The organism is Vibrio ordalii ATCC 33509 (assembly GCA_000257205.1).
GTDB classification, from domain to species: Bacteria; Pseudomonadota; Gammaproteobacteria; order Enterobacterales; family Vibrionaceae; genus Vibrio; species Vibrio ordalii.
The window spans coordinates 1-15,663 of the sequence record AEZC01000113.1 but is presented as its reverse complement, the minus strand read 5'-3'; the positions used below and the strand labels follow the sequence as shown (position 1 = coordinate 15,663).

Here is a 15,663-nt window from a genome sequence, read left to right as displayed (position 1 = left end):
CCCGTGATGAATTGACCAATCAGCAAGATATTGGTACCAGCCCATTTGGCTTAATCGGCAATGTGATTTGGTTTATTTTCGCTGGTTTTTGGTTAGCCGTTGGTCATATTTTATCGGCGGTGGCGTGTTTTATTACCATTATTGGCATTCCTTTCGCACTACAGCATTTGAAACTCGCGGTTATTTCTTTGGCTCCGATTGGTAAAACCATCGTCCCGAAAGAAGAGGCGGCTAGAGCTCGCTATTCTTCTTATCGCTAATATAGGTTTGGTTTTTTGCTCCTTTCCTCTCGTTTTTCTCTCTCAGTGACGAGGGGAAGGGGGCATTTTTCCAAGGCGATTAATACGCTTTAATCCCAAACTCTCGCAGTTTTCTGGGCAGAATGTCATCTAAATGCGCAATGTCTTGCGAGTGAATATTAATCAGAGCAAAGCCGTGATCGTGGTAAATCGCTTGTGTGTGTAAGCGAGTTTTTTCGTCGGTCGCGCCACTATCTGAACCCCAATATTGCAAATACACTTTTCCTGCTGGCAGATAAAAATCGCACATCACATCAGCTTCTATCGGCAACTGACGCTCATAAGCGTGGACGACGCCTGCCAGATAGAGCCAATTATCGATCAGTAATTCGCCGGTTGAGCGAACATAGTGGCCGTCTAAGGTGCGATGTTTTGCCTCAAATTTTTGGCGAAAGTGAGACAATGATTTATCGGTCGATTGGCTGTGAGCCTCTTGCCCTAAAAATTCGACGATGGACTGTTTCAGACGTTTATGGCGAGTCACCGTATCATGCCAAACAACAAAGAATTGCTCAGAAGATTTATCTTCACGTTGCTGGGCGCCAGCTCTGAGCCCAGCCTCCGTTACTTGCCAGCCTTTTTCTGTTTTAGATATCCAGCCTAACTCACTCAATAGTTGATTTATTTTTTTGGGGTTGAGCCTGAAATGATCGCCAAGCTGAGTGGCACTTAACGTTTTCCCGCTGGTGGCTTGTGTGTCGACGAGCAAGTTTTCCGGCCAGACAATAAATTGGCCATATTGCGTGTGCTGGGCGTATTCGCCGCCAAATTTTGCTCCTAGTTCTGTTAATACCCACTTGTTGTCGAAGCGGTTAATGTACCCTGCTTTTTGGAGGTTACTGAATAGTTGTTTAGCGTCGGTATTGCGCAATTTAGCCAGTGCCGAGGTTGAATGTTTTTCTACCATCGTTCTCTCCTATCCCTCTTGAAATCGATCCAACAGATTGATATCCCTACCTTACTTGAATTTTTAATAAATGACAGTGTGAGTGCATGAGATCGTTTTTAAAAAACAGAGTGATTTGAGTGAATAATGCTTTTATTAGTATCTTAAATTGAATCAGTGAAGTTCATTATTGGATCTATTTGTTCTAAATAAAAAACAATAAGATGTTATTACTTCGAACAATGAATGAAAGGTAAACACAATGACAATTTCAAAACCGTTGATAACGGGTTTTTTGCTAGCAAGCACTTCTTTCTCAAGCTTAGCCGCATTGACGTTTCAAACCTACAACCCAGGAGAAAATGGAGTCTTTCCAGTCAGCTCAACACTGATCAGTGGTGAGAAACAAGCGATTTTAATTGATGCTCAGTTTGGTACAAAAGATGGCCAAGCTTTAGTGGACATGATTAAGCAGTCAGGTAAAGAACTTAAGGCCATCTATATTAGCGCTGGTGATCCTGATTATTATTTTGGTCTAGAACCGTTGGTTGCGGCGTTTCCTAACGTTGATGTTTTAGCAAGCCAAGCGATTGTTGAGCATATCAAGTCGACGAAAGACGCTAAGCTACAGTTTTGGGGCCCGATACTAGGAGAGAGTGCGCCAAATAAAATTATTGTCCCTAAGATTTTTGACCATCACGAGTTTTCATTAGAAGGTGATAAGATCGAAGTGAAAGAGCTTAATACACATCAAGCTTACTTATGGGTGCCTTCTGAGAAAACGATTGTCGGTGGTGTAGCGGTTGTCTCTGGTATGCATGTTTGGACGGCTGATAGTCAAACTCCGAAAGCGCGTGGTGAGTGGGTTCAAGCTTTAGAGAAAATGCAGATGCTTAAGCCAAAGAAAGTCATTCCTGGACATTATTTTGCTGATATACCGCAGGGTGTCGAAGCCGTAAAATTTACTAAGATATACTTGGAGAAATTCGAACAGGCTATTTCAACCTCAAAAGACTCGGCACAAGTGGTATCTAAAATGGTTACAGCTTATCCAGCGCTTCCAGGTAAAGAAGACCTTGAATTAAGTGCGCAAGTGAATATGGGTGAGCGTACTTGGTAACAGTATCAACGCGAGTCATTGGCTCGCGTTGTCTACTCCAGACGGTTTGGCTTCCACATAACCTGTTTTTGCCCACACGTTACTCAATTTATACATGGCGCAGACATTGCATGTGAGCACTTCTCCTTTACCATGGATCACCATCACAATATCTTCCCGTTTTTCTTTCGAGCTATTGCGTAGCTGGATCGTCAGTTGATTACCATCCACGCTGTAAGCGCGAGACCAGTGCTGAGTTTCAGATTCAGCACGTACAACACCTTCTTCTAAAATCAATAAGTCATCATTGAACTGGTTGTCATAAGTCCCTTTGAACTCATAAGTTTCACGGTTTAACCAACGTTCAAGGTCATCTTGAAAACAGCCTTGCAAAGTGGCTGTAAGGACGAGAATACTGATTGATTTTGCCGTAGATCTTATCATGTTGCTGCAACCTCTGTTGTTGTTCGCTCAAGTTCTAATAAGCTTGCTTTACGGTTTATTCCTCCCGCATAGCCTGTGAGTTTACCACTTTTTCCGATCACTCTATGGCAAGGAACGATGATCGAAATTGGATTTCTACCATTGGCCAAGCCGACAGCCCTTACGGCTTTTTGGTTACCGATAGCCTCTGCAATCTGTTGGTAGTTCCAAGTTTCGCCATAAGGGATCTTGCATAATGCTTGCCACACTGATTGTTGGAAATCGGTGCCTTTTGCTGCTAAAGGTAAAGTAAATATAGTCAGTTTTCCGGAAAAGTACTCATCTAACTGTTTGATAGTATTGATTAGTATAGTGCACTGTTCGGATTTTACCCCTAACTCTGTTGGCATGGTGGTTTCGGTTTCAAACCAAGCCCCCAATAAACCCTGCTCGCAGGCTTGCAATGTCATGATTCCTAAGGGGCTGTGATAGTGGGTGAAGCTATTCATATTAGTAATTCCAACAGTGAAAGGTGGCGTAACTTCCCCAAGGTGAAACCTTGTCTGCGTTCAGCTCAGGAAAATGGCTTAAGGCCTTCTTAACCACCAAATCAGTGTTTAGAAAGCAATCGGCATCTTAACCTAACGTAGTTTACGAATATCTTTTAGTGAAAGCCAAGCTGTGACATCGATAAAGAGACTAGCTCTTTGTTGTGGTCAGCTAACATTGAACCCACAAGCAAAGCCTATTATAGAAAATAGGCAGAGAGCTGAATGATTTTCCTGCGGCTTCTCTTGAAAAAGGATATTCATAACGCTGTATTCAATACCCGCTACAGCGTTATGAATTTGTTCGGTCAGTCGAGAATGACCTCGCCCGCTTGTTGTAATGAGTAAGCACTACTAGGGTTGATGTTTTTGACTAACTTTTCCACTTGCATAATGGCTTCTATCGATGAGCTGTTTTTTCGGTAGCTGAGGAAGATGGGGCGCTGCCAATCTTCCACATTGTCAATTCGATACAATTGGCCAGAGTGGATAAAAGGTTCAACAAGTGAGGTAGGAAGGTAAGCGCTTCCCCCTTTTTCTAAAATGAAATCAAGTGCGATACGAGCGGTCGAGGTGCGCAAATAGGGGGTCGGCGTCTTCGGATGTCGCTCAGCATGCTCGGAGGCGAAACGGCTTCCCCAATCGACGTACACGTATTTATTATCAAAGGCGGTTTCCAGTGTGTCAGGACGCGTCGAAACCAACACCAGTACTAAGTCTGCGACTTTTTTGCAGTTTAGCTCTTCAGCTTTAATTGGGTCAAAGGCAAACGCCATATCTAAGGTACGCTCCAGTAGGCTGCGGTTGAGCTGCTCGCGTCCCATGACTTCCGCCATAAAGCCATAACCGCTAAAAGCATCAGTCACAACGCTTAAACAGTTTTGTAGATGAGCATCCCAAACGTTGGGAGTCCCCCCTATGGTCAGTTGCAAAGCTCGACCATTTTCCAAAGAGAGCTCAAATTTAGCTTGTTGCAAAGTAGCCACCATCACTTCGGCATAGCCAACGAGTCATTCTCCTGCCGATGTGAGCTTTATATTGTTGCGATCACGCGTAAACAGTTGAGCATCAAAATAATTTTCTAATTGCTTGATGCGTGCGCTGACGGCGGCTTGGGTCAAATAAAGGTTTTCAGCTGCTCGCCCAAAATGGCGTACTTTGGCGAGTTCGAGAAAGGTGCGAAAAACTTTTACATCCATATTAAATCCTCTGAAATTACCCCATCAGATTAACAAGTAAGTGCAATTATGACGATAAAAAATTTTTGTTTTTCTTTTCGGAGATTTACGCCTAATTTTCGCCTGATCTATTGCTACATGGTAGTAGCGCCATTCACATGAGGTTGATATGTCTGAGACTGAATTCCGTCACGGAAAAAAACGTTTTTACGACAATATAAAGTTTCCACGAGGCTTTGCTAAGTCTGGTGATTTTACTCTTGCAGAAGAAGAACTTCTCGCCATTTATGGTGATACCATGCTTGGTCTTGAGTCGGGTGATATCACGCCAGAGAATGCCGAAGAAGCGCATTTTGTTAAAGCGATCGAAAACCCAGTTAAAGCAAAATCTAAGTTGGAGCGTGTTTGGTTAAAGTACACTCAGCTTGCTCGCGGACGTAAGCGTTTCCATACCTTAAACGGTCGTAACAAGCCGGAAGGTGGTGATGATTATAATGACGAAGAAGTTAGCTTAACGGAAGAAGATTAATCTGCATCTCCAGTGCAGGATCTCAAGCCCGAATTTGACTGGCTTTTTCATCTCACTCTTCAGCCTTATTGACTTAATAAGGCTGAAATTCTGTCTCGGTTCGTCTTTATTGCGACTATCTTCATCTGATAACACGGTGTTATGAATTTGCTGAGACTATTACTTTGCAGATACTATTACTTAGTTAACACGGTACCTGTCAAACTCGGTTATTTAACCAAGGTAGCCACTTTTTTCAAAAAGCTGTCGCGTTGATGCTCTTGGTCATAATCGAGATGGTAGGTATTGTGAAAGCCAACTTTTAACTCCACACCATTTCCTCGCATATAAATGTTATAACCATCATAGTCTGAAAAAGCTTCGATACCTTCATAGATTTTGCCGAACTCAGTCGGTGTACCACGTGCCATTACAGTTTCATAAGCATGGAGAATTTTTGCCGGATCAAGTTCGTTTTTCATGGTATTTGCTCCTTTTTTGCTTGTTACTCCAAGTATGGGTAATGAATGCACGCTTCGCCAGATAGTGGAGTGATAGCGACTCAAACTTTACTTAATTTTATAGATGAATTTTTATCTCATTTTGTTATAGAGTGCGACGTATTGGTTAAGCTTACCTGTAGAGATTGCTACAAATTTAAGCGCATTTCTGGTTGGGATTTGAAGAAAGAGCGAAAACTTGACCTAAAACAATGGCAGTTACCTAACACTTATTTTATAATGCGAATTAATGTTCCATTACACCATAATATCCAATAACTAGGGGCCAATCATGAGACTTATCCCGTTAAAACAGGCTGCACAAGTCGACAAGTGGGCAGCAGCACACATCGTAAAACGTATCAACGCATTCAATCCAACGGCAGACCGTCCTTTTGTATTGGGTTTACCTACTGGTGGTACACCATTGACGACTTATAATGCACTGATTGAAATGCATAAAGCGGGCGAGGTGAGCTTTAAACATGTCGTGACATTTAATATGGATGAATACATTGGTATTCCTGAAAATCATCCGGAGTCATATCGCTCATTTATGTATAACAATTTCTTCAATCATGTTGATATTCAAGAAGAAAACATCAACTTACTGAATGGCAACGCACCAGATGTTGATGCAGAATGTAAACGCTATGAAGACAAAATTAAATCATACGGCCGCATTAATCTATTTATGGGCGGTGTGGGTAATGATGGGCACATCGCGTTTAACGAGCCTGCTTCTTCACTTTCGTCACGCACTCGCATTAAGACACTGACAGAAGATACACGCATTGCAAACTCTCGCTTTTTTGATGGTGATATCAACCAAGTTCCTAAATACGCGCTAACGATTGGTGTAGGCACACTGCTAGATTCAGAAGAGATCATGATTTTGGTTACTGGCCACAATAAGGCGCTAGCTTTGCAAGCGGCCGTGGAAGGAAGCGTCAACCACCTGTGGACTGTCTCTGCACTACAACTTCACGCGAAATCAGTGATTGTATGTGATGAACCATCGACTCAAGAACTAAAAGTGAAAACCGTAAAATATTTTGCGGAATTAGAAGCAAAAAATATCGAAGGTTTCTAAGTATCTCCCAGTTGGGAAAGGACATTCATAAACAAAAGGCCTGCTAACATCAGCAGGCCTTTTTACACTTTGTAGCAAATGGGACTTTCGATCAAATGGGGAAGTGCGAACGAAATCGGTAGTTAAATTAACCTTCAGCAGCGATTTTCGCTTCTTTTAATTCAACTACTTGTTTCTCCGGGGCAGGGTAGGTTACTCCATTAAAGCGCCCACCTTGTTCAATGCTCAAGTCGTCGCTATAAATAGACCCTGTGACGCTCCCTTTGCTTAAAATTTCAATTTTAGTTGCGTGACATGTGCCTTGGAACTCGCCATTAATGATGATGTGGCCTGCGTACAGCTCACCATTAACCGTGCCTGTTTCACTAATGACGATGGTTTTATCAACGTGCAATTGACCTTCTACCGACCCGTCAATTTGAATATCGCTTTCTAACCTGAGTTCCCCACTAATGGAACAGCCTTTTGCGATGAGAGTTGTAGCTGAGTGCTGACTCTTAGCTCGACTTTGTTTACTAAAGATTCCCATCGGATACCTCTTACCTTACTAAATATCGTTTCAAAATCATTCACGCCCCAATCAACAAAAGGTCTTGGATCTAATGAACGGCCGACAAATCGAATTTCATAGTGTAAATGTGGGCCAGAAGATAACCCACTGTTTCCAGAATAAGCAATTAAGTCGCCTTTCTGTACAAAATCGCCCCCTTTCACGGCAAATTTTTGCAAATGAGAATAGGAGCTGGTAAATCCATAAGAGTGCTGTAAGCGTAAAAAATTGCCTGATCCTTTATCACTGGCGCGAGTGACTTCGGCAACGCCATCGGCTGGGGCATAGATTGGTGTGCCGATGTTGACCGCAAAATCTTGCCCGCGGTGAATTTTAACATTGCCCGTGACAGGATGAATACGTTCACCGTATCCTGACGAAATTCTCGCATTATGCACAGGTGCACCGCTAGGTATTTGGGTCAGCATCACCATTCTAACTGAGGAAGTGATAGCGGCGGTGTCTAAACGTGATTCTAATTCCGCTCCGCTTTCATCCATACCCAATACTTTTTCAAGGTCGCCCAATCTGTCAGAAACAATCTGCATCTTTTCTTCTCGCTCTAGCAGGTCATTCTCTAAGCTGTTTTTTAGCTCCTTTAAAGAGGTGACTTCTTCGGTCAGAGACATCGACTGGCTCTCTAACTCTTGTTGCTTGAGTTTAGCAAAATCAACTTCATCAAGAAGGTAATAGATAGCGCCGCCAGTGGCGAGAATGCTGGCAACCAGCACATAGCCAAAACCTTTTAAAAAATGTCGGAACCATTTACCGAGATGAAAGTGCTTCGTCCCATGGATGGATGAAACGGAAACAACCACTCTTTCTTTCATGAATTCGTTCACAGCGTCTATGGTTAACAGTACAGCCGATTCTAACAGGGAATGCTCAGGGTCAAAACATTTTGCGTTGTAAGGTTATGCTCGCCTCACCTCTTAATTGCTCGGTTTGTGAATTGGAGCGTATCCTTGGCCTGCTTTTAGAGGAAACATCCCGATGCTGTTAGTAAAAAATGCCATATCAATGTATGAGCTAATATTAATATGGTTTTGTGTATATAAGTTACAGAATAGACAATATGGAAGTGGTGGATTTATTTTGATTGGTGAAATAAAGATGCAAATGTGATTTTTATCACTTTCGGCTCTTTAGTTTTTAATAATTAGAGTTAAATTGTGATTTAAATCAACTTTTCTTCAAAAATTTAAATGCAAGAAATGTAGCATTGATTATTTAAAATCTATTGACAAGGTGGGTTTGTGTTTTTTGTTGTAAATTTACATGTCAATTTAATGACCATGATCACGAAGAAATGATTTGTAAACTAGGATTTATGAGGGTCTGATCACGAAAATCCCGTCGTCAGTTCCAGAATGAAATTGTGTGGTAAATTGATTGGGTACTAAGCAATCAACGGTTTTTCGCAGAACCGTTACAACAACAATATTCATCAGAACATCGAACGGGGAATCCACATGATATCACCAGATGCAAAGATCAAGATACAAAATTTTGGTCGCTTCTTATCTAACATGGTTATGCCAAACATTGGCGCGTTTATCGCGTGGGGCTTTATAACCGCACTATTTATCCCAACAGGTTGGCTACCGAATGAAACGTTAGCCTCTATGGTTGGGCCGATGATTACCTACTTATTACCACTGCTGATTGGTTACACCGGTGGTAAATTGGTTGGTGGAGAACGTGGCGCTGTTGTCGGTGCCATCACCACAATGGGTGTGATTGTCGGAACCGACATCCCAATGTTCATGGGAGCCATGATGGTTGGCCCTATGGGTGGTTGGGCGATCAAAACCTTTGACCAACGTGTTGAAGGTAAAGTAAAAAGCGGTTTTGAGATGTTGGTAAACAACTTCTCGGCAGGCATTATCGGTATGCTTGGCGCAATCTTGGCGTTTTACCTCATTGGGCCATTTGTCAAAGTGCTCTCCGGTGGTTTAGCCGCAGGCGTAAACTTCCTAGTTTCAGCACACCTTTTACCACTCACCTCTATTTTTGTTGAACCCGCGAAGATCTTGTTCCTTAACAACGCGATTAATCACGGTATTTTCTCACCGTTAGGTATTCAACAAGCCAGTGAAATGGGGCAGTCAATCTTCTTCTTAATTGAAGCAAACCCTGGCCCTGGTCTCGGTATTTTATTGGCTTACATGGTGTTTGGTAAAGGTACAGCGCGTCAAACGGCTGGTGGCGCTTCCATCATTCACTTCTTCGGCGGCATCCATGAGATTTATTTTCCATACATACTGATGAACCCACGTCTGATTCTTGCAGCGATTGCTGGTGGCATGACAGGGGTGTTCATTTTGACTCTCTTCAATGCAGGTATTGTTTCTCCAGCGTCTCCTGGCTCTATCTTTGCTGTACTACTGATGACACAGAAAGGGTCGATTGTCGGCGTATTATGCTCAATATTTGGTGCGGCAGGCGTATCCTTTACCGTTGCGTCATTATTGATGAAAGCACAAAGTAGCACCGAAGAAGAAGGTGATGAAGCGGCGTTAGAAAAAGCCACATCACAAATGAAAGAGATGAAATCGAGCGCAAAGGGCAATGTGACGACGGCTTCTCAAAAAAGCAATATTGATTTAGCCAACGTGAAAAGCATTATTGTCGCTTGCGATGCGGGTATGGGTTCAAGCGCAATGGGCGCAAGCATGCTGCGTAAAAAAATCAAAGATGCTGGCTTAGCGATTCATGTCACTAACCTTGCTATCAATAGTTTGCCGGAGAACGCAGAAATCGTGATTACTCATAAAGACCTGACTGGCCGCGCACGCACACATGCACCCAGTGCACAGCATATTTCACTGAGCAACTTTTTAGACAGTGAAATGTACAACCAGCTTGTGACTCAACTTTTGGCAGCTCAACGCCCTAAGGCGGCGAATGATAGCGATGTAGTTAAAGTATCCATCCTCGCTGCGAATGACGACAGCTTTGAAATTCAAAAACCGTCCGTTTTTCAAATCCAAAAAGAAAACATTCACTTAGGTTTGCATGCCGCCAATAAAGAAGAAGCCATTCGTTTCGCGGGCAATAAGTTAGTTGAGCTTGGCTACGCGGAGCCTGAATATGTTGATGCCATGTTTGAACGTGAGAAAATGGTCTCCACTTATCTTGGAGAATCGATTGCCGTTCCTCATGGTACCGTCGCCGCCAAAGACCGCGTGATTAAAACGGGTATTGTGATTTGCCAATATCCTGCTGGTGTGCAGTTTACGGACGACCAAGATGGCGTAGCGAAACTGGTTATCGGTATTGCCGCCAAAAATGATGAACATATTCAAGTTATTACCACCATTACCAACGCACTCGATGAGCCTGATGCTATCGAGAAGCTCACCTCAACCAGAGACGTGAGCGATATCTTGGCCATCCTATCGGGTAACCAAGCAGCGTAACGCTTTTGCTCCTGAGGCAAAACGAGGTCGGCTGTTCCCCTATACTGCTGACCTCACCTCAATTGAAGTATTAAGCGCTCTTTTCTCTTTTAGATAAGTTTTTGGTAGGTAAGATTATGAAAAATGCAGTACATTTTGGCGCGGGTAACATTGGTCGTGGTTTTATTGGTAAATTATTGGCCGATGCAGACATTGAAGTGACTTTTGCCGATGTAAATGAACCTTTGGTCGATCAATTGAGTCATCGTCAAGAATACAAAGTAAAGGTAGTGGGTTCTGAGTGCAAAATTGATACTGTCACTCATGTCACTGCGGTGAATTCAGCCAGTAATGATGTGATTGATCGCATTGTAAAAACGGATTTAGTCACTACAGCTGTCGGCCCTGCAGTGCTTGATATCATTGCGAAAACGATCGCCAAAGGCATCACCAAAAGATTTGAAGCGGGCAATGAACAGCCACTCAATGTGATCGCTTGTGAAAACATGGTTCGCGGTACAACACACCTGAAAGGCGAAGTGTATAAATATCTAGACCCATCGCTGCATGCTAAAACCGATGAGTTAATTGGTTTTGTCGATTCCGCGGTGGATCGCATTGTGCCACCTGTCGAAGCCGCGAACGATGACCCGTTGGCCGTGACGGTTGAAAGTTTCAGCGAATGGATTGTTGATGAACAGCAATTTAAAGGTGAGATCCCCAACATTGAAGGGATGGAAAAAACCAATAATCTGATGGCTTTTGTTGAGCGTAAACTCTTCACCCTAAATACTGGGCACTGCATTACCGCCTATTTGGGTTGTTTGAGTGGTCATAAGACGATTCGTGAAGCAATTGAAGATCCTGCAATTCGTCAGCAAGTGAAGCAAGCCATGCATGAAAGCGGTGAAGTACTCATTCGTCGTTACGGTTTTGACCGTGAATTGCACGCCGCTTATATCGAAAAAATATTGAGCCGCTTTGCCAACCCATACTTGGTGGATGAAGTGGATCGCGTTGGTCGTCAGCCAATACGAAAATTAGGCCCCAATGATAGATTAATCAAGCCATTACTCGGTACAATCGAGTACGGAGTTGACAACAAAACGCTATTGAAAGGGATTGCGGCGGCCCTTAAATATACCAACGACAGCGATCCTCAAGCGGTCGAGCTTCAAACATCATTGAACCAATATGGCGTATGTAAAACACTGGCCCATTACACAGGGTTAGATGAGCAGAGCGAGCAGGTTAAGCAAATTGAAGCGATCTACAAACAGCTTTAATCACATAAATACTTTGGAGGGCGCTAATGCCCTCCGTTTATAACAACAATTAGTACAGCGTATGGCCGATAGAATTAACGAAAGCGATATAATTGAACGACTGAATAGTGCCCATTCGGTGCGCGGATTCTTTATTACGACGGTTGAAGTGTTCAATGAGGCGATTGATGCATTAATGCAACGCATTTTTCGCAAAGATAACTTCGCTGTCCAATCAGTAGTTGGCCCTCTATTGCAAGATTCGGGACCACTCGGCAACTTGTCTGTCAGGCTAAAACTGCTGTTTGGCCTTGGGGTATTACCTGATGATGTTTACCACGATATTGAAGATATCATCAAACTGCGTAATCAACTTAACAGTGATGGTGCTGAATACGAATTCACCGACCCGAAAATTTTGGTGCCGATAAAAAAGCTCCATTTGGTGGCCAAAATGGGCATGGTGCAGTTGGAAGTATTGGAACCGGATGGCGACATTGAACTGGATTTTTACCAGCTTCAACTGCAGCGTCAGCAACAAATCATCAAATCCGGGCTCTCATTGGCGATTGTCGAAATTTGCAATGAACTGAACAAAGAGAGCCCATTTTAACCTCATCCCAGACAGGCAAGGATTGCCTTTTCACTGAGTTCTACATCTCCCTTTTTTATCTTCTTGTGTTAGCCTAGTCTTCATCTAACGAAAAGAGATTTGATGATGAAAATTGGCATTATTGGTCTAGGTGAATCGCACAAAAGGCGTATCTTCCGGTTATCACACAGCGCCCAGATTTAGCATTGGTATTTTGTACTCGTAATTTTGCTCTTGTTACGCAACTAGCGCCATGATTGACGATTGGATTGGCGTGATAAACAGCGGAAAGCTGGCTTCAGAAGTGGCGAAGCCAACTTGGCCTCACACCAGCTGGCAGAGGCGCTATTATATTGCGAAGCAAATTCGTTAAAGAAAAACCCTGTAGCAATGACAACAGGGTTTTGATTTTGATGAGTATAAGTGAAGAAAGGTTAGGCTTGAGCTTTTGCTAAATGGACTTCTTCTTCTTTCACGCCAGCTTGTGGATCATTAAAGCGAGCTTCATCTAACGCGCCTTCTGTTTTCGCCACAATAAGAGTCACACAGCTATCACCAGTAATATTGACTGCGGTACGGATCATATCTAGTAAGCGGTCAACACCCATAATCAAAGCAATACCTTCTAGTGGCAAGCCGACTTGGTTTAGCACCATCGCTAGCATGACAAGGCCAACTCCAGGAACGCCTGCTGTACCAACAGACAGAAGCAAGTGTTGCCGTGAGGATAACCATCACGTAGTCACCCATAGTTAGATCAATATTGAATGCTTGGGCAATAAATGCCGTCGCAACGCCTTGCATGATCGCCGTGCCATCCATATTAACGGTCGCGCCTAGCGGAATGGTGAAAGAGGCTATCTTGTTATCAACCCCTAAGCGGTTTTTAGCCGTTTCCATGGTGACGGGTATAGTCGCATTGGAAGAGGCTGTAGAGAAAGCGAACATAATTGCATCTTCCATTTTACGGAAGAAGGTGATTGGACTTAAACCAGTAAAGCCTTTCAACATCAAACTATAGGTGACAAAACCGTGTAGCAGCAAGGTAACCGTCAGTACTACGAAGTATTCTGCGAGGTTCAAAATTGCACTTAAACCAAGGCTTGTGAACAGTTTCGCCATCAGGAAAAATACGCCGTATGGAGCAAGGTTCATCAACAAAGCGACCAGTTTCATAATCACTTCGTTCAAGTCATTAAAAACGCCCGCAATGCGCTCGCCCGGTTTACCCGCGGCACTGATGGCTATGCCAAATAGTACGGCAAAGACGATGACCTGCAGTGTTTTGCCTTCTGCCATCGCGCTGATTGGGTTGGTCGGGAACATATCAATAAACACTTGGCCCAAAGAAGGGGCTTGCGCAGATTGGAATGAGCTTGCTGCGGTTAAATCGGCACCTGAGCCGGGTTGGAATATTGTGCCCATTGTCAGTGCCAGTGTGATGGCAATCGCGGTGGTCGCGATGTAAAAGGCTAGGGTTTTACCGCCCATTCGGCCAAGCGTAGTGAGATCTTTCAGTGAGCTCGTACCACAAACGAGAGAAACAAACACGAGGGGTACAACTAACATTTTTAAGCTGGCGATAAAGATTTTTCCACCAACATCGAATAAGCCGTTAACGATATAGGCGTCAACAAATCCGTTTTCAGCAAATAGGACTCGAATGGCAAAGCCAGTCAAAATACCCGCTACCATACCTAAAATAACACGGCCGGTAAGCGACATCGGTTTTTTGGTATTCATTGTGAACACTCCTTTATTTTATGCACTTCGACATCATTTCAAAGCGTGCCGCAGGTTAGCATGGCTGAGTGCAAATCAAAAAGTAAAATAATGTTAACGGTTAATTTCTGTGATCTTTATCACTTAAAACTGCCCATCTTTTACGTTTTAATAACCAATTTTTGGCTTTAAATTTTTATTTTTTGTCATTTGGCAGTATATGAGTTCTTTTTGTTAACAAGTGTCACTATTCTCATATAATGGTAATTCGCTAGTTTTTATTCAATTTTAAGCTCGTTTGGTTGCATATTTATCCATTAAGGTTGCTTTATATGAATAGGGTCTCAACGGCACTTTTGTGTAGCACAAAAAGGAATGGCATGCCATATAAATGGAGAAAGGAAGGAAAGTGATACTAAGTTGAATGTTATCGACTGAAAATCTTAACGTTTGAAGGAGGCTTCGCCTCCTTCGATAAAACAGTATGCCGGCCTTAGGCATAGATTATGCGAGTTTTTTATTTAACCAGTTATCAAGTGCCAATTTGCCAGCACCAGAGAAAACCAAGGATGCACTGGCCGCAAGCAGCGCAAGGCCAAACTCATAACCGTTATTAGCCATGAATAAGCCGTTACCTAAGTGCACAGAAGCGATAGCGACGATCATCGTAATAGAAAGAACTAAGGCGGCAGGGCGAGTTAGTAAGCCAAGTAAAATAAATAGGCCCCCAAAAAATTCACCACTCCCCGCTAAAAATGCCATCAGCACGCCTGGGTTTAAACCAATTGAAGCCATCCATTGACCTGTGCCTTCTAATCCATATCCTCCAAACCAGCCAAAGAGTTTCTGTGCACCGTGCGCCATAAAAATGATGCCAATGAGAAAACGAAGCGCAAGCGCAGAAAATCCAGAAGTTGATGTGGTTAGTTGTTTCAATAGTGCTTTCATTAAAGTGTCCTCAGATTCATTAAATGGTAGTAGGTGCTCAGCGGCTTCCTAGCTGTTGGAGCCAGTGTAGAGTGATTTGTAACCTGAGATAACTCACTCTGTTTGATGATTAAGTTCGAAAAAATTGAACAACATTTATCGAGTACTTTTCTTAGCGCGGGGAATGTGGTGACCTTCTATCTATGATGATTCATGCCGATTGATCGTCTGATATCCCCTTCCTACTTGAAGCTGCAGCGGTGTTGGTTACGTTCGCTCACTTCATCAAATCGTTTATCTATGCTCATGGGGGAAACTTACTTTCTAACCTACCTGCAACTTCAAGTTGTGTAGTTATACACAATATTATCATTTATATGGACACTAATAGCATTCGGATTGACCTGTATTTCATAGTAGTGTCTTTTTAAAGGAGAAGATAATGAATTAAAAAACGAAGACGATTACTAAAATAAACGGGTTATCGTTAAGTCGATAGCTATCTTTCTTTACAATGTCATTCATCATCTGTTTTCTCTTTTCCATGGTTTATAAAAAATTCAAATATTAAAATAATTGAATAAGTGTCAAGAAATAATCAGAATTATGTCCGAGTAGATAAATATATTGTTTAGTTATTGGGGTAAATAGTGAATTACGTTTTGAGAAAAG

At 42.8% G+C, this 15,663-nt stretch carries 14 protein-coding genes and 3 pseudogenes; 8 read left to right on the top strand and 9 right to left on the bottom strand.

Annotated elements, in window-relative coordinates; all coding sequences use genetic code 11:
• Positions 1–260 (top strand): YccF domain-containing protein (locus VOR_RS0108425; RefSeq protein WP_010319272.1); only part of this gene is annotated, 260 nt, incomplete at its 5' end.
• A 79-nt stretch (positions 261–339) separates the two neighbouring features.
• Here VOR_RS0108425 and VOR_RS0108420 read toward each other — a convergent pair.
• A complete protein-coding gene (locus tag VOR_RS0108420; RefSeq protein WP_010319271.1) occupies positions 340–1,206 on the bottom strand; it encodes a hypothetical protein in 867 nt (288 codons plus the stop codon).
• Between the two features lie 241 nt (positions 1,207–1,447).
• On the opposite strand from VOR_RS0108420, the gene VOR_RS0108415 reads away from it, so the two are divergent.
• A complete protein-coding gene (locus VOR_RS0108415) occupies positions 1,448–2,305 on the top strand; it encodes a Vmh family MBL fold metallo-hydrolase (RefSeq protein WP_010319270.1) in 858 nt (285 codons plus the stop codon).
• 15 nt (positions 2,306–2,320) lie between these two features.
• Here VOR_RS0108415 and VOR_RS0108410 read toward each other — a convergent pair whose 3' ends face one another.
• The 3 genes and pseudogenes from VOR_RS0108410 to VOR_RS17800 form a co-directional block, all read right to left on the bottom strand.
• Positions 2,321–2,728: a hypothetical protein gene (locus VOR_RS0108410; protein ID WP_010319269.1), complete on the bottom strand. Its 408-nt coding sequence runs from the start codon at positions 2,726–2,728 to the stop codon at positions 2,321–2,323.
• Positions 2,725–3,216: a methylated-DNA--[protein]-cysteine S-methyltransferase gene (locus tag VOR_RS0108405; RefSeq protein WP_029627013.1), complete on the bottom strand. Its 492-nt coding sequence runs from the start codon at positions 3,214–3,216 to the stop codon at positions 2,725–2,727. The genes VOR_RS0108410 and VOR_RS0108405 overlap by 4 nt, the downstream gene beginning before the upstream one ends.
• Positions 3,217–3,563: 347 nt before the next feature.
• Positions 3,564–4,454: pseudogene (locus VOR_RS17800) on the bottom strand (LysR family transcriptional regulator).
• Positions 4,455–4,602: 148 nt separating this feature from the next.
• Between VOR_RS17800 and VOR_RS0108395 the strand changes: the two are divergent.
• Positions 4,603–4,962: a MaoP family protein gene (locus VOR_RS0108395; protein WP_010319265.1), complete on the top strand. Its 360-nt coding sequence runs from the start codon at positions 4,603–4,605 to the stop codon at positions 4,960–4,962.
• Between the two features lie 209 nt (positions 4,963–5,171).
• On the opposite strand, the gene VOR_RS0108390 is transcribed toward VOR_RS0108395, so the two are convergent.
• The gene (locus VOR_RS0108390) at positions 5,172–5,423 is read right to left on the bottom strand and encodes a DUF3081 domain-containing protein (RefSeq protein ID WP_010319264.1); all 252 of its coding nucleotides are present in this window, start codon (positions 5,421–5,423) and stop codon (positions 5,172–5,174) included.
• A 310-nt stretch (positions 5,424–5,733) separates the two neighbouring features.
• Between VOR_RS0108390 and nagB the strand changes: the two genes are divergently transcribed.
• Positions 5,734–6,534 carry a glucosamine-6-phosphate deaminase gene (gene nagB / locus VOR_RS0108380; RefSeq protein WP_010319263.1) on the top strand — a complete coding sequence of 267 codons (801 nt, stop codon included), beginning with the start codon at positions 5,734–5,736 and terminating at the stop codon, positions 6,532–6,534.
• Between the two features lie 127 nt (positions 6,535–6,661).
• On the opposite strand, the gene VOR_RS0108375 is transcribed toward nagB, so the two are convergent.
• Positions 6,662–6,958, bottom strand: a complete 297-nt coding sequence (locus tag VOR_RS0108375; RefSeq protein WP_305951630.1) for a bactofilin family protein — start codon at positions 6,956–6,958, stop codon at positions 6,662–6,664.
• Positions 6,959–6,966: 8 nt separating this feature from the next.
• Positions 6,967–7,914: a M23 family metallopeptidase gene (locus VOR_RS0108370; RefSeq protein ID WP_010319261.1), complete on the bottom strand. Its 948-nt coding sequence runs from the start codon at positions 7,912–7,914 to the stop codon at positions 6,967–6,969.
• Between the two features lie 642 nt (positions 7,915–8,556).
• Between VOR_RS0108370 and VOR_RS0108360 the strand changes: the two genes are divergently transcribed.
• From VOR_RS0108360 to VOR_RS18700, 4 genes and pseudogenes are all read left to right on the top strand, one after another.
• Complete coding sequence (locus VOR_RS0108360) at positions 8,557–10,506, top strand: PTS mannitol transporter subunit IICBA (protein WP_010319260.1); 1,950 nt, start codon at positions 8,557–8,559, stop codon at positions 10,504–10,506.
• A gap of 116 nt (positions 10,507–10,622) precedes the next feature.
• A complete protein-coding gene (locus VOR_RS0108355; protein WP_010319259.1) occupies positions 10,623–11,771 on the top strand; it encodes a mannitol-1-phosphate 5-dehydrogenase in 1,149 nt (382 codons plus the stop codon).
• Between the two features lie 61 nt (positions 11,772–11,832).
• Complete coding sequence (locus tag VOR_RS0108350) at positions 11,833–12,363, top strand: MltR family transcriptional regulator (RefSeq protein WP_010319258.1); 531 nt, start codon at positions 11,833–11,835, stop codon at positions 12,361–12,363.
• 105 nt (positions 12,364–12,468) lie between these two features.
• A pseudogene (locus tag VOR_RS18700) lies at positions 12,469–12,593 on the top strand (Gfo/Idh/MocA family protein); the annotation flags it as partial.
• Between the two features lie 183 nt (positions 12,594–12,776).
• On the opposite strand, the pseudogene VOR_RS17795 reads toward VOR_RS18700, so the two are convergent.
• Positions 12,777–14,085: pseudogene (locus VOR_RS17795) on the bottom strand (dicarboxylate/amino acid:cation symporter).
• A 483-nt stretch (positions 14,086–14,568) separates the two neighbouring features.
• A complete protein-coding gene (locus tag VOR_RS0108340; RefSeq protein WP_010319257.1) occupies positions 14,569–15,012 on the bottom strand; it encodes a DoxX family protein in 444 nt (147 codons plus the stop codon).
• Positions 15,013–15,663 lie beyond the last annotated feature (651 nt).